Origin of the sequence: Marinobacterium lacunae, from assembly GCF_000705555.1 — a bacterium.
In the GTDB taxonomy this organism is placed as follows: Bacteria; Pseudomonadota; Gammaproteobacteria; order Pseudomonadales; family Balneatricaceae; genus Marinobacterium_D; species Marinobacterium_D lacunae.
Map to the genome: position 1 here is coordinate 131,755 of NZ_JMQN01000015.1, position 18,305 is coordinate 150,059.

At 58.1% G+C, this 18,305-nt stretch carries 14 protein-coding genes and 5 tRNA genes; 6 read left to right on the plus strand and 13 right to left on the minus strand.

Annotation, left to right across the window (positions count from 1 at the left end; all coding sequences use genetic code 11):
* Positions 1 to 3 precede the first annotated feature (3 nt).
* Positions 4 to 927, plus strand: a complete 924-nt coding sequence (gene secF / locus ADIMK_RS05245) for a protein translocase subunit SecF (protein WP_036184599.1) — start codon at positions 4 to 6, stop codon at positions 925 to 927.
* Positions 928 to 1,084: 157 nt separating this feature from the next.
* On the plus strand, positions 1,085 to 3,538 hold the full coding sequence (gene rnr, locus ADIMK_RS05250) for a ribonuclease R (RefSeq protein WP_036184601.1): 2,454 nt from the start codon (positions 1,085 to 1,087) through the stop codon (positions 3,536 to 3,538).
* Here the strand turns inward: rnr and ADIMK_RS05255 are convergent.
* Positions 3,535 to 4,863 (minus strand): VTT domain-containing protein, encoded by a 1,329-nt coding sequence (locus ADIMK_RS05255; protein ID WP_036184603.1) that lies wholly within the window; start codon positions 4,861 to 4,863, stop codon positions 3,535 to 3,537. The genes rnr and ADIMK_RS05255 overlap by 4 nt on opposite strands.
* Positions 4,864 to 5,033: 170 nt before the next feature.
* On the opposite strand from ADIMK_RS05255, the gene serB reads away from it, so the two are divergent.
* The gene (serB, locus tag ADIMK_RS05260) at positions 5,034 to 6,251 is read left to right on the plus strand and encodes a phosphoserine phosphatase SerB (protein ID WP_036184605.1); all 1,218 of its coding nucleotides are present in this window, start codon (positions 5,034 to 5,036) and stop codon (positions 6,249 to 6,251) included.
* 53 nt (positions 6,252 to 6,304) lie between these two features.
* Here serB and ADIMK_RS05265 read toward each other — a convergent pair whose 3' ends face one another.
* From ADIMK_RS05265 to ADIMK_RS05320, 12 genes are all read right to left on the minus strand, one after another.
* Positions 6,305 to 8,422 carry an EAL domain-containing protein gene (locus ADIMK_RS05265; protein ID WP_036184608.1) on the minus strand — a complete coding sequence of 706 codons (2,118 nt, stop codon included), beginning with the start codon at positions 8,420 to 8,422 and terminating at the stop codon, positions 6,305 to 6,307.
* A 102-nt stretch (positions 8,423 to 8,524) separates the two neighbouring features.
* A tRNA-Gln gene (locus tag ADIMK_RS05270) sits at positions 8,525 to 8,599 on the minus strand.
* Between the two features lie 9 nt (positions 8,600 to 8,608).
* Positions 8,609 to 8,685: transfer RNA gene (locus ADIMK_RS05275), tRNA-Met, on the minus strand.
* Positions 8,686 to 8,697: 12 nt separating this feature from the next.
* Positions 8,698 to 8,772: transfer RNA gene (locus ADIMK_RS05280), tRNA-Gln, on the minus strand.
* A 25-nt stretch (positions 8,773 to 8,797) separates the two neighbouring features.
* Positions 8,798 to 8,874, minus strand: a tRNA-Met gene (locus tag ADIMK_RS05285).
* Between the two features lie 104 nt (positions 8,875 to 8,978).
* Positions 8,979 to 10,070: a redox-regulated ATPase YchF gene (gene ychF / locus ADIMK_RS05290; RefSeq protein ID WP_036184611.1), complete on the minus strand. Its 1,092-nt coding sequence runs from the start codon at positions 10,068 to 10,070 to the stop codon at positions 8,979 to 8,981.
* 14 nt (positions 10,071 to 10,084) lie between these two features.
* Positions 10,085 to 10,678: an aminoacyl-tRNA hydrolase gene (pth, locus tag ADIMK_RS05295; RefSeq protein WP_036184614.1), complete on the minus strand. Its 594-nt coding sequence runs from the start codon at positions 10,676 to 10,678 to the stop codon at positions 10,085 to 10,087.
* Positions 10,679 to 10,702: 24 nt separating this feature from the next.
* Positions 10,703 to 11,293, minus strand: a complete 591-nt coding sequence (locus ADIMK_RS05300; RefSeq protein WP_036184617.1) for a 50S ribosomal protein L25/general stress protein Ctc — start codon at positions 11,291 to 11,293, stop codon at positions 10,703 to 10,705.
* 137 nt (positions 11,294 to 11,430) lie between these two features.
* Complete coding sequence (locus tag ADIMK_RS05305; protein WP_156042809.1) at positions 11,431 to 12,372, minus strand: ribose-phosphate pyrophosphokinase; 942 nt, start codon at positions 12,370 to 12,372, stop codon at positions 11,431 to 11,433.
* 75 nt (positions 12,373 to 12,447) lie between these two features.
* Positions 12,448 to 12,522, minus strand: a tRNA-Gln gene (locus ADIMK_RS05310).
* 98 nt (positions 12,523 to 12,620) lie between these two features.
* Positions 12,621 to 13,187, minus strand: a complete 567-nt coding sequence (gene lolB, locus ADIMK_RS05315; RefSeq protein ID WP_036184623.1) for a lipoprotein insertase outer membrane protein LolB — start codon at positions 13,185 to 13,187, stop codon at positions 12,621 to 12,623.
* Positions 13,187 to 14,905: a tetratricopeptide repeat protein gene (locus ADIMK_RS05320; protein ID WP_036184626.1), complete on the minus strand. Its 1,719-nt coding sequence runs from the start codon at positions 14,903 to 14,905 to the stop codon at positions 13,187 to 13,189. The genes lolB and ADIMK_RS05320 overlap by 1 nt, the downstream gene beginning before the upstream one ends.
* 192 nt (positions 14,906 to 15,097) lie before the next feature.
* On the opposite strand from ADIMK_RS05320, the gene hemA reads away from it, so the two are divergent.
* Genes hemA through prmC form a run of 3 tightly spaced genes read left to right on the plus strand, consistent with a single transcriptional unit; the run spans position 15,098 to position 18,301 of the window.
* Complete coding sequence (gene hemA / locus ADIMK_RS05325; protein WP_036184628.1) at positions 15,098 to 16,369, plus strand: glutamyl-tRNA reductase; 1,272 nt, start codon at positions 15,098 to 15,100, stop codon at positions 16,367 to 16,369.
* Positions 16,370 to 16,380: 11 nt separating this feature from the next.
* Complete coding sequence (gene prfA / locus ADIMK_RS05330) at positions 16,381 to 17,469, plus strand: peptide chain release factor 1 (protein WP_036184631.1); 1,089 nt, start codon at positions 16,381 to 16,383, stop codon at positions 17,467 to 17,469.
* Positions 17,459 to 18,301 (plus strand): peptide chain release factor N(5)-glutamine methyltransferase, encoded by an 843-nt coding sequence (gene prmC, locus ADIMK_RS05335; RefSeq protein WP_036184632.1) that lies wholly within the window; start codon positions 17,459 to 17,461, stop codon positions 18,299 to 18,301. The genes prfA and prmC overlap by 11 nt, the downstream gene beginning before the upstream one ends.
* Positions 18,302 to 18,305 lie beyond the last annotated feature (4 nt).

An 18,305-nucleotide genomic window follows, 5' to 3' on the forward strand; every position in this document is an offset into this window, starting at 1 on the left:
ATGATGGCTAAGACACAGAAAATCTATAACTTCATGGGGCCGCGCAAGCTGATGGCGGCCTTCTCGCTCACGCTGCTGCTGATCTCCGTGGCATCGTTGGCGATCAATGGCCTCAAATTCGGCCTCGACTTTACCGGCGGCAGTCTGGTGGAGATCGGTTACGAACAGCCGGCCGATCTCGGTGTAATCCGCAATGCGCTGGAAGACGCCGGTTATGAAGATGTTACCGTGCAGACCTTCGGTGCGGCCACGGATGTATTGATCCGTCTGGGTGAAACGCACGATCCTAAGCTTGGCGACAATATCCTGCAGCAGTTGCAGTCTGCCGAGAGCGATCAGACGCTGACCCTGCGCCGTAACGAGTTCGTGGGTTCGCAGGTAGGTGAAGAGTTGCGAGAGCAGGGCGGTCTGGGCATGTTGCTGGCACTTGCCATGATCATGATCTACCTGGCGTTCCGCTTCCAGATCAAGTTCTCGCTTGGTGCCGTATTGGCCCTGGTGCATGACGTCGTCATCGTGCTTGGCATGTTCTCGATGCTACAGCTGGAGTTTGACCTGACCGTGTTGGCGGCGATTCTTGCGGTTATCGGTTATTCGCTCAATGACACCATCGTGGTGTATGACCGTATCCGCGAGAACTTCCGCATTATGCGCAAGGCCGATGCGATCGAGATCATGAACAGCTCGCTGAGCCAGACGCTGAGCCGCACATTGATGACCTCGTTCACCACGATACTGGTGCTGATTGCGCTGGCGGTGTTCGGTGGCAGCACCATCTTCGGTTTTGCCGTTGCGCTGCTTGCGGGTATCGGTGTCGGTACTTACTCCTCAATCTATGTGGCTGCGAACCTGCTGCTGATGCTGAAGGTGACGCGCGACGATCTGATACCGCCTCCAAAAGAGGATGTGGTTGACGAAATGCCCTGATTCTGAGGATAAAAGCCGGCTTTTGCCGGCTTTTTTGTTCCTGTAATGGGGTTTCGGTAGGCGTACGCTTGAACTGCCGCTATCCTAGAACGATCAATAATTGACCCCGAGCGTGTTTGACTGAGGTGTCGAACGCCGTGGTCCAGATGGAATACGAATGAGTAATAGTTGGAAAGATAAAGACCCCAATGCCCAGGACGAGGCACAGAAATACGAGAACCCGGTTCCCAGCCGCGAGTTCCTGCTCGAGTTCCTGCACAAGTGGGGCGCACCGATCAAACATCCGCACCTCTGCCGTGAGCTTGGTCTGAGTGATGAAGACGATATAGAGGCTGTGCGCCGACGTCTGATCGCCATGTGCCGCGACGGCCAGCTGATCTCCAACCGCAAGGGTGAGTTCGGCCTGATTGAAAAAATGAACCTGATCGCCGGCCGTGTCATTGGACACCGTGACGGTTTTGGTTTTCTCAAACCTGATGCCGGAGGCGACGATCTTTTTCTCAGCCCCCGCAACATGCGTGAGCTGTTCGACGGTGACCGCGCGCTGGTGCAGGAGATCGGTGTCGATTTCAAAGGGCGCCGCGAAGGCAAGATCGTCGAGGTGCTCGAGCGTAACACCCGTAAACTGGTTGGCCGTTTCGACGGTGAAAATGGTTTCGGCAGTATCATTCCGGAGAATCAGCGTATCACCAATCAGGTGATGGTGATTCCCGACCCGAGTACCGGCCTTAAGTATGAGAACGGCCAGCTGGTTGTGGTCGAGCTGATTCAGCAGCCCAGTCGCCGCCAGCCCGCGCGCGGGCGTGTTATCGAGGTGCTGGGCGAGCATCTGGCGCCGGGGATGGAGATCAAGGTAGCGATCCACAGCTATGACATCCCCAATGAGTGGCCTGATGCTGTGCATCAGCAGATCGGTGAGCTGACGCCCGAGGTGCGTGAAGAGGACAAGGCCAATCGCGTTGATCTGCGTGAGCTGCCGTTTGTCACCATTGACGGTGAGGATGCCCGCGACTTCGACGATGCCGTGTACTGCGAGAAGAAGCGGTTCGGTGGATGGCGGCTGTGGGTCGCCATCGCTGACGTGTCATATTATGTCCGCCCGGATTCGGCGCTGGATGTGGAGGCGGTCAAGCGCGGCAACTCGGTCTACTTCCCCGAGTATGTGGTGCCGATGTTGCCGGAGCTGCTCTCCAACGGTCTGTGTTCGCTAAATCCTAAGGTCGACCGTCTGGCCATGGTGTGCGAAATGACGCTGACCCGTGCCGGAAAACTATCCGATTTTAATTTCTACGAAGCGGTTATCAACTCCAAGGCGCGTCTGACCTACACCAAGGTTGGCACTATGCTGACCGAGGCTGATAGTGAGCAGGGTGTGGCTTGGCGACGCGAGTACGCTGATGTGGTGCCGCATCTTGAGCAGCTGCATGCTCTGTACAAGAAGCTGCGTGCCGCGCGTGAAGAGCGCGGTGCAATGGATTTCGAGACCACTGAAACCCGTATCCTGTTCAGTGACGAGCGCAAGATCGAGCGACTGGTGCCGGTACACCGCAATGACGCCCATAAGCTGATTGAGGAGTGCATGCTGGCCGCGAACGTGGCGACCGCCCAGTTCCTTAACAAGCTTAAGAAGCCGGCGCTGTTCCGTATCCATGAAGGTCCCAAGGAGCAGAAGCTGGAAAACCTGCGGGCGTTTCTGGGTGAACTGGGGCTGAACCTTCCCGGTGGCGACAAGCCGGAACCCAAGGATTATCTGCGCCTGTCCGAGACCATTGCCGGACGGCCTGACCGTCACATCATCGAGACGATGATGCTGCGCTCCATGCAGCAGGCGGTGTACAGCCCGGACAATCAGGGACACTTCGGTCTGGCATATGATGCCTATACACACTTCACGTCGCCGATTCGCCGTTACCCCGATCTGCTGGTTCACCGCATCATCCGGGCGGCGATTCACAGTGACAAGAAGCTGAAGAATGTAGAACGTCCCAAGGGCTTCAAACCGAACTCGTCGTTCAACGTTGGCTACAGTATGGAGCAGATGCTGGCGTTGGGTGAGCACTGCTCGATGACTGAGCGTCGTGCCGACGAGGCAACCCGCGATGTGGTGGCGTGGCTCAAGTGCGAATACATGCAGAGCCAGATCGGCGAAGAGTTCGATGGCGTCATCTCGGCTGTTACCGGCTTTGGGGCATTTATCGAGCTGGAAGACCTCTACGTCGAAGGGCTTATCCACATTACCGGCCTGCCCAGTGACTACTATCACTTCGAGGCGGCCAAGCAGCGCCTGATCGGCGAGCGTACCCGCAAGGTGTTCAAGCTGGGCGATCCGCTGCGGGTCAGGGTTGTGCGTGTCGATCTCGACGAGCGCAAGATCGACTTCGAGCTGGCCAGTACATCAGGTGGTGAGCCGGCAAAAAAGCCCAGTAAGCGGGAGCTGCTTGCTGCGGGCAAAATAGGGCCGGGTACTGATCGACAGGACGACAAGGGCCGGCCGGGCAAGGCGCGTGCACGTGTAGCGGGGCAGGATGACCCTAAGCACAAGACGGCTAAACGAAAGGCTGCGCACAAACCGAAACACCCGCCCCGTGCGCGGCGCCGGAAGTCGAGCTAAATCAATGTCCGGACAAGGCTGTACGCCAGTGCAGCCAAGAGCAGCAGTGCCATGACCGGCACTGCTGCAATCGCTTTCCGGGGCGTCCATACAAGCAGGGCGTAACGGTACAGCGCCGCAATCAAGACCCCCTCCATCAGCCCCGCGAGTATATCCAGCGGCCAATGCACCCCGAGTAATACCCGCGACAAGGCGATCAGCAGAACGAGCCCCAGTGTGGCCACGTAACCAGCATGACGGCTGGTATGGCTTTGGTTGTGCAGCAGCCAGACGGCGCACAGGGTGTAGAATGCGGCGGCCCCACTGGCATGGCCGCTGGGGAAACTATAGCTTTCGAGAAGTGCCTGCCCGGCGCTTGGGCGTGGTATCGCCAACGCCTCTTTAAGCAGATGGTTGATTACAATCGCCGCCGCCACGCCCAGGGTTACACCCCAGCCCGCCTTTTGGCCGAAACGCCAGTGTCCAATCACCCCGCAGGTCAGTGCCAGTGTCATCACCAGCGGTGGATCACCCAGGTGAGTGACGAAGGTGCTTAATAAGGGTATCTCTTGGCCAAGACTGTAGAGCTGCGCATACAAACTGCTATTCATCTGCGCAAAACGCCCTGATAGCTGAGCGGCAATCGTCAGCAGGAAAAGTAGCGCGCTGCCGCCAAGGAGTATGTGAACACCCAGTCGTTGAGGGTCGATTCCGTGTCGGCTGATCCAGTTCCACAGGCCTGCATCGGGATACAGTCGCATATGCAGCTGCTGGAACGCGAGCCCCAGCGCAAACAAGCCGATCAGCATCTCCAGTACAGGGCTTGCCAGGAGGGGGAGCTGTTTTGCGCCCATCCCGGTCAGATAGCCCGGCAGCAGGTAGGCCGGCGACCAGGCAATTGCCGAGAGGGTGTTAAAGAGGCTGAAGCGTAGGGGCGACATGCGGTAGCTGCCCGCCACAAAGGGCATCAGCGGGCGGAAGGGGCCGACGAATCGACCGATCACGACACTGAGGCCGCCATAACGATTGAAAAACTGCAGGCCCCGCGCTTGCAGTTGTGGGTAGCGGTTGAGCGGCCAGCGTCGTTCAAGCCAGGGGGCGGCGAAGCGGCCCAATAGGAAGCTGGACTGATCCCCTATCAGCGCGCCCAGAAAGCCTGCAATCAGTAACGGATGCAGCGGTAGCGCTTGGCTGCCAGCCAGTGCCGAGAGGGCAAACAGCAGTGCGATGCCGGGCACTACTATGCCAACGAATGCAACGCTTTCCAGAAAGGCGACCAGCGCAACCATCAGCGGCAGCCAGGTGGTATGGTGGTGAACGAAGTTGAGCCAGAAGGATTCAGTCACATCGAATGTATCAATGGTTCATAAAGTGCTGACTATACTGGATTTGCCAGAGGACTGCGTCGTCTGCATGAACAGGGTATAATGCCGGCCACTTTTCCCAGGCCACCCTCGACAGCTGTGGCACTTTCTTGAAGCGATCAAGTCTCAAGCGACGGACGGATCTTTACGCGATGCACGAAATTATCCTGCTCACCCTTACCGGCGAAGACAAGCCGGGTGTCACCTCCGCCATCACCGGTATCCTGGCCAATTACGAGATCTCGATTCTCGATATCGGCCAGGCGGTTATCCACAACACCCTGTCGCTTGGTATGCTGATTCAGGTGCCGCAGGAAGCTGAGTCCTCGCCGTTGATGCGCGATCTGCTGTTCAAGGCGCATGAACTTAACCTGCAGGTGCGGTTCGAGCCGGTCAGCGATGGCGACTACGATCACTGGGTGGAAGGGCAGGGTAAGTCCCGCCATATCATTACGCTGTTGGCGCGCCGGATCAGCTCGGCGCATATCGCCCGGGTAACCGATATTGCCGCGAAGCACGGCCTCAACATCGACAATATCAGCCGACTGTCCGGACGGGTGGGGCTCGATTCCAAGGTGGAGTCGAGCACCAAGGCCTGCGTCGAATTTTCGGTGCGTGGTATGCCGGAGGATGCCTCCGAGTTGCGTGAAGCGTTCCTCAAGGCCGCATCAGAGCTGGATGTGGATATCGCCTTCCAGAAGGATGATATCTATCGCCGTAACCGTCGTCTGGTGGTGTTCGATATGGACTCCACATTGATCGAGGCGGAGGTGATCGATGAACTGGCCAAGGAGGCCGGTGTCGGCGATCAGGTGGTGGCGATCACCGAGGCGGCGATGCGGGGCGAGATCGATTTCAACGAGAGCTTCAAGCGTCGCGTTGCCCTGCTTAAAGGTCTCGATGCATCGGTGCTTGAGCAGATCGCCCAGCGTCTGCCGATGACTGAAGGCGCCGAAGAGCTTGTTTCCAATCTCAAGTCGCTGGGCTTCAAGACCGCTATTCTTTCGGGCGGGTTTACCTACTTCGCTCGCCATCTCCAGCAGAAGCTGGGCTTTGACTATATCCACGCTAACGAACTCGATATTCGTGATGGCAAGGTGACTGGAGAGGTTGTCGGAACGGTGGTTAATGGTGAGCGCAAGGCGCAGCTGTTGCGCGAAATTGCCGACAAAGAGGGTGTGCGTCTCGAGCAGACCATCGCGGTCGGTGACGGCGCCAACGATCTGCCGATGCTGTCCATCGCAGGGCTGGGTATCGCGTTCCGTGCCAAGCCGCTGGTGCGTCGTAGCGCCAAGCAGGCGATCTCCACTCTGGGGCTGGACGGTATTCTCTATCTGATTGGGTTCCGCGATCGTGATCGTGCCGGTTAAGCCGACGCCATCAGAATGAAAAAAGCCGGTCTGAGTGACCGGCTTTTTTATGTTCAGCGCTCTTCGAAGTAGTCGTAGTCCATCGACTCGCGTGGTGGCTGCAGGTAGTAGCCCTGTATGCGCTGGACACCACAGCGAAACAGCTTGCTGATCACACGGTTGTTTTCGACAAGCGGGGCGATCAGGATCAGGCCGCGGTTCAGCGCGGGTTCGAGCTGTTGCTGCAGGGCTGCGATACTCAGATCACCGCTTTCCAGATCCTGGACGTAGGCGCCATCCAGCTTCAGATAGTTGGCCTCGATCTCATCGAATACCCGGTATGAGTTCGGTGAGCTGCCGAAATGCTTGATGCAGAGGCTGCACTCCAGTTCGCGCACCTTGCTGGCGAAGTTCTTGGTGTATTCGAACTCCGTAGCAGCATCGGTTTCGCTGATCTGAAAGACGATCAGATCCGGTGGTACGCGCAGCTCGTCGAGCATGCCGGCAAACCAGGTCAGCAGTGAGCGGCTGCGTAGGGAGCGCCCGGCAATATTGATGAACAGGCGGTTGCGGTGGCCCTTCTCCAGCTCTTCGTGCAGGAGCTGAAGGGAACGTTCCAGCACCCAACGGTCCATCTTGACCATGACGTCGCTCTGCTCGACCGCGGTGAGGAAGGTGTTTGGCCGCATGGCCGCATCGTTCTGATCGAGCATACGAATGAGCACTTCGTACTCGTGCTCATCCTCTTCTCCTAGCGAAACAACCGGCTGGAACAGCATCTTCAGGCGGCATTCGGTGATGGCGTGAAGCACGCGTTTCACCGCATCGTCATCCTGTTGCTGAAGCGGGTTATAGGCATGATAGAGGCTGCAGCCGTTGCCGTCGGTCAGCTCGTCGGCCGCCTTGTGGGCGCGCTGAATGATTTCGCTTGCCGGCGGGGCGCTGTCGTTGATCGTGACAATGCCGATGGAGCAGGTACTGGAGACGGCACTCTGCTCGTAAGGAACCTCCAGTTCGGCGATTTGGCGGTAAAGCTTGCGGCTGATTTTCTGAGTGGCTTCAGGATCGGCGTGCTGCAAAAGCACGATGAAGCTGTCGTCCTCGAATCGGCAGGCCAGATGTGGGTCGCTAAATGCCTTGTCCAAACGGCCAGCGATCGCCTTGAGCAGCGTGTGCGCTGCATCCGCACCATGTTCGGTAATCAGCTGGTGGTATTTATCCAGACGAATATACAGCAGGTGGGCATCGTGACCGCCGCTGAGTGCGCGCTGTGTGGTATCGTCCAGTCGCTGCATCAGGTAGGTGCCGTTCTTCAGGCCGGTGAGTGCGTCTTCGTCGTGGTGTTTGGCAATCTCGCCGAGCAGATCATGGTCCGGTCGTATCGTCATCGACAGGCAGGTGTGGCCGAGGAAGCGGCTTGTCTGTAGCTGCACTTCGGCGCTGAACTGGCTGTTGTCAGAGTGGTTGATACGCAGGCCCAGTTTCAGGTCGACCGGTTCATGTTGTTCGGCAAGAGCGCTGAGTTTCTCATTCACTTCACGGCGTTGCTCGGCGGGCAGCAACTCGTCGAGGGTTAGACCCTTGAGCTGGGACGCGCGGTCGTATCCCAGCAGTTCCACCATGCTGTCGTTGGCGAACTCCAGTTTACCTTCGTGCAGATAACCAATCGCGGTGCGGGAGCTGACGACCTGGTCGTGTACATGCCGCTCGGTCACCTCAAGCATGCTCTCGGTCTGGCGCAGGCGTCTGCGGGTATCCAAAGCCGAGAGTTGTTGATGCACCACATGCAGCAGTAGCTCACCGGGCTTCTCGGACAGCAACGCCTGAATACCCTCTTTGTAAGCGCGCAGTTGGGCGCTCTCTGAGGTATCGGCACTGAGTTCGATGACCGGCACGTCCTTATCCTGATGATGCAGGATCTGTACAACGGTGTGGGGTCTTAACTCATGATTGGTGTGGGTGCTGCAGAGCAGCAGATCCCAGGAGCGCTGACTCAGTGCCTGGGTCAGCTCGTCGCGGCTTTCCACGCGGCGCCCTCGAGGGGAGAGTCGGCCTGTGCGAATAAGGGATAGTAGCGGGTCGACCTCGTCGCTCTCGAAGCCAACGAAGATGATATTGATTGTGCTGCGCTTGTGTGTGCCGGCGGCAAGTTTGTCGATAAGACTGTACGCCGACTCTGATCCAGTGATCATGTTGCTGGGTGACTCCGGTCCGTCTGAATCTTGCCCTACATACTAACTCGGCGTTAACCGGCTGTCAGGCTGGAATGCTCAGGAATTGGACAAGAATAGAAGTGGCAGGGGTAGTAGGATTCGAACCTACGCATACTGGAATCAGAATCCAGTGCCTTACCGCTTGGCGATACCCCTGCAAAGGAATGGTGGCAATAGCGGGACTCGAACCTGCGACCCACGCATTATGAATGCGTTGCTCTAACCAACTGAGCTATATTGCCACACTGGAGAGTTGGCTGGGGTAGCAGGATTCGAACCTGCGCATGACGGGATCAAAACCCGTTGCCTTACCGCTTGGCGATACCCCAGCAACAGTTCTAAAGCGTAATAAGATGGTGGCAATAGCGGGACTCGAACCTGCGACCCACGCATTATGAATGCGTTGCTCTAACCAACTGAGCTATATTGCCACGCTTTAGAGGCGCGCATTATTCTTTGTTTATCCTTTCCTGTCAACTGGTTGAAGCGTAAAAATAAAGCCCGCCGATTGGCGGGCTTTATATGACAATGGCGATCAAACGTTAAAGCGAAAGTGGACTACGTCACCGTCCTTGACGATGTATTCCTTGCCCTCAAGACGCCACTTGCCCGCATCCTTGGCACCTTGCTCGCCCTTGTAAGCGATAAAATCGTCATAGGCGATGACTTCAGCACGGATAAAGCCTTTTTCGAAGTCAGAGTGGATGACACCTGCTGCCTGCGGCGCGGTGGCGCCCAGCGGAATAGTCCAGGCACGTACCTCTTTAACACCCGCCGTGAAGTAGGTGTGCAGTCCCAGCAGTGAGTATCCGGCACGGATAACGCGATCTAGGCCGGGTTCTTCCATGCCCATCTCGTCGAGGAACATCGACTTCTCGTCATCTTCGAGCTCAGCGATCTCGGCTTCCAGCTTGTTGCAGACCGGTACGACACTGGCGCCTTCGCTGGCGGCAAGTTCGCGTACCTTGTCCAGCCAGGGGTTGTTCTCGAACCCGTCCTCGGCCACGTTGGCGATATACATGGTCGGTTTGGTGGTCAGCAGGTGGAAAGTGCGAACCAGCTTCTGCTCCTGCTCATCCAGCGGCAGGCCGCGTACGGGCAAGCCTTCCGACAGGTGGGGGATCAGTTTTTCCAGCAGGTTTTTGGCCGCTACTGCATCCTTGTCGCCACCCTTGGCGGTACGCTGCACGCGCTGGAGCTGCTTTTCGCAGGACTCGAGGTCGGCCAGTGCCAGCTCAAGGTTGATTGTCTCGATATCCTCGATCGGGTGGATACGGTTGGCAACGTGGATGACGTTGTCATCTTCGAAGCAGCGCACAACGTGGGCGATAGCGTCGGTCTCGCGAATATTGGCGAGAAACTTGTTGCCCAGGCCTTCACCCTTGGACGCGCCTGCCACGAGGCCGGCGATATCGACAAACTCCATGGTGGTCGGCAGTACGCGTTCCGGGTTGACGATTTCGGCCAGTGCATCAAGGCGCGGGTCCGGCATAGGAACGATACCGGAGTTGGGCTCGATGGTGCAGAACGGGAAGTTCTCCGCTGCAATACCCGATTTGGTCAGTGCATTGAACAGAGTGGACTTACCGACGTTAGGCAAGCCGACGATGCCGCATTTGAATCCCATGATGAAAATCCTGTTTAACTGGATGCGTTAAAGCTGTGCAGATGGTTCATGGCGCGCGGCCAGTCACCTTTGACCGCCAGTGGTAGCTGGCGCAGTGCCTCATCGATTGCTGCCTGAGTCAGTTCACGCTCTTTCGCCGGTGCTTTGCCCAGTACGAAGTTGGAGACCTGACTGGCGTGCCCCGGATGTCCGATACCGATGCGCAGGCGGTAAAAGTCACGATTGTTTCCGAGCTGGCTGATGATGCTGCGCAGGCCGTTGTGACCGCCATGGCCACCGCTTTTCTTCAAGCGGGCAGTGCCGGGCGCGATATCGAGCTCGTCATGCGCCACCAGAATGGCGTTGGCGGGGATCTTGAAAAAATTGGCGAGCGCGGCGACTGCTTGGCCGCTCAGGTTCATGAAGGTGGTCGGGATCAGAAGATGCACCGGCTGGCCTTCAATCAGAATCTTGCCGTACAGGCCGTGGTAACGCTTATCGGTCTGCAGGGAGGTGTGCTGGTGGGCAGCAAGCTGCTCCACCAGCTCGGCACCGGCATTGTGGCGGGTATGTTCGTACTGAGCCCCGGGGTTACCGAGGCCGACGATCAACTGTATCCGATCCTGCATGCCAGTGCCTTTTGCGGCAAACGATTACTTGCCGGCTTTAGCGCCACGCGGAGCGTAGCAGTAGCCGATACCCTGGTCGTGGTCTTCGCCGCGACGCAGAGCAACGATCTCAACACCTTCCGGCAGGGAAATGTCGGAAAGGTGAGCGATCTGGCCCATTTCGATCTTGGACAGGTCAACTTCCAGAGCTTCCGGCAGATCCTTCGGCAGGCAGAGGATCTCGGCAGTAGCTGCTTCAGCTGCGAACTTGCCAGAAGCCTTGGATGCAGCAGACTTCTCGAAGTTTACAAACTTCAGCGGAACCTGAATCTTGATCTTCTTGCTGTCGTCCAGACGCTGGAAGTCAGCGTGCAGGATGACCGGCTTGGCCGGGTGGCGCTGCAGATCCTTGATGAAGACGGACGTTTCCTTGCCATCCAGAGTCAGAGTCAGCTTGGATGAGTAGAAGGAGTCGTTCTGCAGTGCTTTAGCCAGTTCGTTAGCCTGGATAGAGATAGCCACCGGAGTTTCGGTACCGTAGACGATGCCCGGTACTTTGCCTTCACGACGCAGGCGGCGGCTCGCACCTTTCCCCTGATCGTTACGGGCTTCGGCGTTGATTACGAATGTAGACATTGTAGTTACCTTATATAGTTCAAAAGCTGCAGACCCCCGCGACCAGGAGTGTGCAGCATTTTATATCCCTTTCGGGTCATGTTGCCGGCCATTGCCGGCGCGTTCAGAGCATGTTGTCGATTAGTCGAGAGTCTCGATTACCGGAACATGGCGCTGATCGATTCTTCGTTGCAGACGCGACGTACCGCTTCTGCCAACATCGGTGCCAGAGTGAGCTGGCGGATCTTCTCGCACTTCTGGGCCGCTTCGGACAGCGGAATCGTGTCGGCAACGACCAGTTCGTCCAGTTCGGAGTTGCTGATGTTGCTGATCGCAGGGCCAGACAGTACCGGATGCGTAACGTAGGAGACCACGCGGGATGCCCCCTTGTCTTTCAGTGCCTTGGCCGCCTTGCACAGGGTGCCAGCGGTATCGCACATGTCATCGACGAGGATGCAGGTGCGGCCGGCTACGTCACCGATGATGTTCATGACCTGTGCTTCGTTGGCACGCTCGCGACGCTTGTCGATGATTGCCAGATCGCAGTCCAGCTGCTTGGCCACGGCGCGGGCACGGACTACGCCGCCGACATCCGGCGATACTACGATGGCGTCTTCGTAGCTCTGGTCCATAATGTCGTCGAGCAGAACAGGTGAGCCGTAAACGTTATCCACCGGGATATCGAAGAAGCCCTGAATCTGGTCGGCGTGCAGATCGACGGTCAGTACGCGGTCGATGCCGACGTTGGAGATCATGCTCGCTACGACTTTGGCGCTGATCGGTACGCGTGCAGAACGCGGACGACGATCCTGACGGGCATAGCCGAAGTAGGGGATAACCGCTGTTACGCGGGTAGCCGATGCACGGCGCATCGCGTCAGCGAATACGATCAGCTCCATCAGGTTGTCGTTGGTCGGTGCGCAGGTGGACTGGATAATGAACACATCCTTGCCGCGCACGTTTTCCTGAATTTCGACGCTGACCTCACCGTCGCTGAAGCGTGAGACGTTGGCCTTTCCCATCGGGATGTCGAGTCGCTCAACCACTTTCTGCGCAAGTGCAGGGTTAGCATTGCCGGTGAAGACCATCATTTTAGACACGGCGAGTACCTTCTTGATTGCATCAGGGTTAGCGGATGAGGTCGCTGAAAGGGAGTCAGTCATCGATAAAATGTTTGGCAGGGGTAGCAGGATTCGAACCTGCGCATGCTGGAATCAGAATCCAGTGCCTTACCGCTTGGCGATACCCCTGTATCTATAGGTGGCAAGCCACCGATCCAAGAAGGCGCGTATTTTCGGTAAACAGGCATGGAAAATCAACCCCTTTGGTGTGAAGAAACGGTATTTGGTTAATCTGCAGGGATCCAGTTGCGGATTACCAGTCGAATGCTCAGGTCTGAATAGCGGAATTCAAGACGTCCTGGCAGCACCAGATTTTCGTTGATCGGGGTCATTCGCTGGATCTCGATTCGCCAGCCTGACTGCTCGAAACCCTCGGTGTCGGACAGTAGCTGGTAGGGGATGTTCGGATCGGGGCGGCCCTGAACCCAGTAACGTGCCTGGCTGACGGGCAGGTGCCAGCCCAGCGCCTGCTGCATGACCGCCTCAGGTGTGTCCGCTTGATAGGGCTCGGGCTCTCCGGATACCTGCATGGTAACGCCGGTATCGTCGCCGACAATCTGCATGCCGCCCTGTCCGAGGGGGCCGCTCAGGCGAATATCGAAGTGGTCGCCTTGCTGCTCCCAGTCCACATTGGCGCTATTGGCATGCTCGCCCTGTCGGATGCCGGCCTTGCCTTCGAACTGCCAGTCATCGCCGAGTGATCCCCGCAAACTGCCCTCTGGTGCCTGAGAGGGGGGCTGAAGAGTGGAACATGCGCTGAGCAGGAGCGCTGCCAGAAGCAGTAATCCTCGCATCAGGAGGCTCCCAGCTTCTCGGCCAGCTTTTCAAGTCGCTCGTCATCGGGGGCGTTTTCCCGGCTCGACTTCAAAAGCTCCAGCGCTTCCTGCGTCTGGCCATCGGCCCAGAGCACTTCAATCAGGTGGCTGGCGACCTCCGGATCAGCAAAGAGATCATGGGCACGACGCAGAAAGTTCAAGGCTTCGGAAGTGCGGCCTAGCTTGTATAGGACCCACCCCATAGAGTCCAGTACCGCGGCATCGTCAGGGTGCTGCTCCAGCGCCTTGGATATCAGTGTGTGTGCCCGCTCAAGATCATCACCGTAGAGTGTCAGTGAATAGCCCAAAGCATTGAGCAACATGCCGTTATCCGGCTCCAGCTCAAGCGCACTTTCCAGGTCGCTCAGCATACGTGCAGGGTCGTCCGGCTCGATCATCAGTGCGTGGCTGTATAGCAGACCCACGTTATTTGGATGTTTGGCCAGGGCGTTTTCCACCAGCTGCAGGGCCTCATCGCGCTGATCATGACCGTTCAGCCAGTCGGCGAGCATCAGCGTCAGTTCTACGGTCAGCTGAGGATGATCGGCGATGCTCTGGTCGATAATTTTGCGCACTCGGCTCTCCTGCTCTGGTTGATCGAGCAGGTTCAGAGCCCTGTTGAGGGCCTGTTGCAGGTTGGAGCCGCTCTTCACTTTCAGATAGTGCTCGATGGCGCGTGGGTGGTTGCCCGCGCCCTCTTCGACGATGCCCAGATAAAAGTGCAGATTGGAGTTGTTCGGGCTTTTGGCCAACAGGGTGTTCAGCAGTTCGCGGCTGATGTCGTACTGCTGATGATCCAGCGCCAGCAGTGCGAAGTAATAGTGGAGCTGATCGTCTTCCGGATAAGCTTGCGCAAGTTCCAGCATGGCCTTGCGTGCGCGCTCGGGGTTGGTATCAATCTGAAGCTGAACGTACTGCACCTTGAGTGGTTTGGCGTCGGGATTCATCCGCAGCGCACGATTGACGATCCTCAGGGCTTCAGCGGTATCGCCCCGACTTCGCAGAATCTCGACCTTCTGCTGCAGCAGGTCGGTCTGAGTCGGTTCCACGGCCAGTCCCTGGTCGATCAGCGTTAATGCACCGTCTTCATCGTTCATGCGGCGCTTGAGCAGGGCGCGTGTCAGCAGAATATCCAGCCGTTGTGGATCCTGCTCGGAATAGGGGGCGAGCAGTTGTTCATACAGGCGTGCGGTATCCTCCGGCATCTGCTGGCTGTGGCCACCGATCATCAGCACCGCTTCTGTACTGCCGTCATCGAGAATCTGTTCAAGAACCGGCAGGGCCTCGTCGAAGCGACCTTCGCTGATCAGAATGTTGGCCAGTATGTGGCGGGGCTCCTGATCCTCTGGGGTAACCTGGGCCCAGACAGCGGCCGCTTCAAGCACGGCTGGGCTGTTGCGCAGGAACTGGGCAATGCGAGTCGCGCGTTCAGCTACCGCCGGATCACGGGTCATTTGCGCCTGGTGCAGGTAATACCCCAGCGCCTGATCGAACTGCCGGCGCTGGCCGGCGATTTCGGCAGCCAGTAGTTCATAGACCGACTCCTGGTTCAGCTCTCCCGGCTGGTAGTCCACCGCTGCATCGGGTGCTGGTGATGTATCGTGCACGGCCGCTGTGCCTGAACCGTTTAGAGCCTGTCCGGCGCAGCCGCCAAGAAACAGCGTGCCGAACAGGATGGCGAGCCCGGTTTTTCTCATCTTTGCTCAGATCCTGGAGACAAAGAGCCACTATAGATGATGCGTGCAGCGTTTGTCATCGCTGAGGCGTTGCGTCGGTGGGCCGCTCGGTTTGACCGGCGGCAAGGGTCTGCTCTTCGCCTGCTTAATCCGGCGCGCGTAAAGGTGTATGATGTCGCGCTTGTCTAATCTGGGTGGTGCAAAGCAGAAGTTATGGCGTTGCTGGCATTGGGGATCAATCATAAGACCGCATCGGTTGAGGTGCGCGAGCGCGTTGCGTTTGCACCTGAACAGATCGGTGAGGCGATGTCGAACGCCCGTGAGCAGGCGCGTCTGCATGAGGTTGCCATCCTCTCTACCTGTAACCGTACCGAGCTTTATTGCGCAACCGAACTGACTGATACCGGTGAGGTGCTGTCGTGGATAGGCCGATATCACGGTCTTGATCCGCAAGAGCTGGCCAAGTGCTGCTATATCTACCGTGATGAAGAGGCTGTTCGTCACATGATGCGGGTGGCCTGTGGTCTGGATTCGCTGGTGCTCGGTGAGCCCCAGATACTGGGTCAGCTCAAGAGCGCATTCAGTGTGTCGCAGGATGCGGGAATGATCGGTGCTGAGCTCGGCCGTTTGTTTCGTCATACCTTCTCTGTCGCCAAACAGGTGCGTACCGAAACCGCTATCGGCCAGAATCCGGTCTCTGTGGCTTACGCAGCAGTCAGCTTGGCACAGCACATTTTTGCCGATCTGGGCGAGAGCAATGCCCTGCTGATCGGCGCCGGTGAAACCATCGAGCTGGTGGCCCGACATCTCAAGCAGGCCGGTGTACGCTCCATTACCGTTGCCAACCGGACGCTGAGTCGTGCCCAATCGCTGGCCGACGAAGTGGGGGGCGAGGCGATCGAGCTTGCCGCCATGCCTGCAGCGCTGCCCAAGGCCGATATTCTGATCTCCTCTACCGCCAGCCAGTTACCGATTCTGGGTAAGGGCGCGGTGGAATCCGCGTTGAAAAAGCGCAAACATCGGCCCATGTTCATGGTCGATATCGCGGTACCGCGCGATATTGAACCGCAGGTAGCCGAGCTCAATGATGTTTATCTCTACACCGTCGACGATCTCACCGAAGTAATTGAGGAAAATCAGCGCTCGCGGGAATCTGCAGCGGCTGATGCCGAGGCGATTATCGAAGCCGGTGCCCACGCTTTCCTCGGGCAGCTGAGGGAACTTGAGGCGGTCGATACCCTCACAGCCCTGCGTCAACAGGGTCAGGAGATCGCCGATGCCGAGCTGGACAAGGCCTTGCGATTGCTGGCTCAAGGGCGCGATGCCGAACAGATCCTGCGCCAGTTGGCGCGCGGTATTACCAACAAAATGTTGCATCAGCCGACAGTCCAGTTGCGCAAGGCGTCTGCCGAAGGGCGCACCGATCTGGCAGCGCTGGTGCACGAGCTCTATCAGCTATCCGGTCCGGCTGAACGCTCCAATTAACAGGCCCTGCCATGAAAGACTCGATTCAGAACAAGCTCGAGAAGCTTAGCGATCGTTATGAAGAGCTCGCTGCCCTGCTGAGCGAGCCGGAAATCATCTCCAACCAGAACCGTTTTCGCGATTACTCGCGGGAATATTCCGAGTTGGAGCCGGTTGTAAAAGCCTTTGGCGACTGGCGTCAGGCGCAGGATGATCTGGCGGAAGCGAAGTCCATGCTGGAGGACGCCGATCCCGACCTGCGCGAGATGGCCAAGGATGAGATCGATTCCGCGAAAACGCGAATCGAAACCCTCGAAGCCGAGCTTCAGATCCTGCTGTTACCGAAAGACCCCAACGATGGTCGCAACGTGTTTCTTGAGATTCGCGCCGGTACCGGTGGCGATGAGGCTGCGATTTTCTCGGGAGATCTGTTCCGCATGTACTCCCGTTACGCAGAGACGCGTGGCTGGCGGGTCGAGGTGATCAGTGCCAGCGAAGGCGAACATGGCGGCTACAAGGAGATCATCACCCGCGTTGCCGGTGAGGCGGTCTATTCACGGCTGAAATTTGAGTCCGGCGCCCACCGAGTACAGCGTGTTCCGGAAACCGAATCTCAGGGGCGCATCCATACCTCTGCCTGTACGGTAGCGGTGATGCCGGAGCTGGATGAGTCCGCCGCCATCGAGATCAACAAGGCAGACCTGCGTGTCGATACCTTCCGCGCTTCGGGCGCGGGCGGTCAGCACATCAATAAGACCGATTCCGCGATTCGCATCACCCACATCCCGACCGGTGTGGTAGTGGAATGTCAGGAGGAGCGATCCCAGCACAAGAACCGCGCTAAGGCGATGGGATTGCTGGCGTCACGTCTGCAGCAGGCCGAAATGGACCGCCAGCAGGCGGCGCAGGCGAGCACACGCAAAAGTCTGGTTGGCTCGGGCGACCGCTCAGAGCGTATTCGCACCTATAACTTCCCGCAGGGACGCGTCACCGACCACCGTATTAACCTGACCCTGTATAAGCTCGGTGAGGTGATGCAGGGGGATCTGGATGCTGTGATCGACCCGCTGTTGCAGGAGCATCAGGCCGAGCAGTTAGGCGCCCTGTCCGATGCCGACTGAGTCAGCGTTTAGCATCCAGCAGGCGCTGGCGGAAGGTATCAACCGAATCGACAGCGACAGTGCGCGACTGGATACCGAGCTGCTGCTGTGTCATGTGCTGGGCAAACCGAGAAGTTACCTGTTTACCTGGCCAGAGCGTGAATTGACCGCCGAGCAGCGTCAAGCCTTCGGCGAGCTGTTGGCGCGTCGCATCGCCGGAGAACCCGTTGCGCACCTCACCGGCTTGCGCGATTTCTGGACGCTGACCCTTGAGGTGACGGCGGATACGCTGATCCCACGCCCTGATACCGAGACACTGGTTGAGGCGGCACTGGAGCGCTTGGGTGACGGCCCCTACCGCGTGGCCGATCTCGGGACCGGAACCGGTGCGATTGCATTGGCGCTGGCCAGCGAGAGGCCGCGCTGGCAGGTGATCGCCACCGACCGCGTGCCGGAGGCTGCCGAGCTGGCCAGACGCAATCGCGACAGAGTTGAGCTTCACAATGTCGAGGTGTTGACCGGCAGTTGGTGCGAACCGCTCGGCGGCCTGTTCGACATGATCCTGTCCAATCCCCCCTACATTGACGAACACGACCCGCATCTGGCCGAGGGCGATGTACGCTTTGAGCCGCGCTCGGCACTGGTTGCTGATGAATCCGGGTTGTCCGATATCCGGCAGATAGCCGAACAGGCGCGGAACTATCTGAAACCGGAGGGCTGGTTACTGTTCGAACATGGTTACGACCAGGGTGAGCCGGTGCGGGCGCTACTCGCCGGACTGGGGTATGCTCAAGTCACAACCCTGAACGATTTAGGCGGGCGGGCGCGTGTAACCCTTGCCCGCATGCCCTGATTGA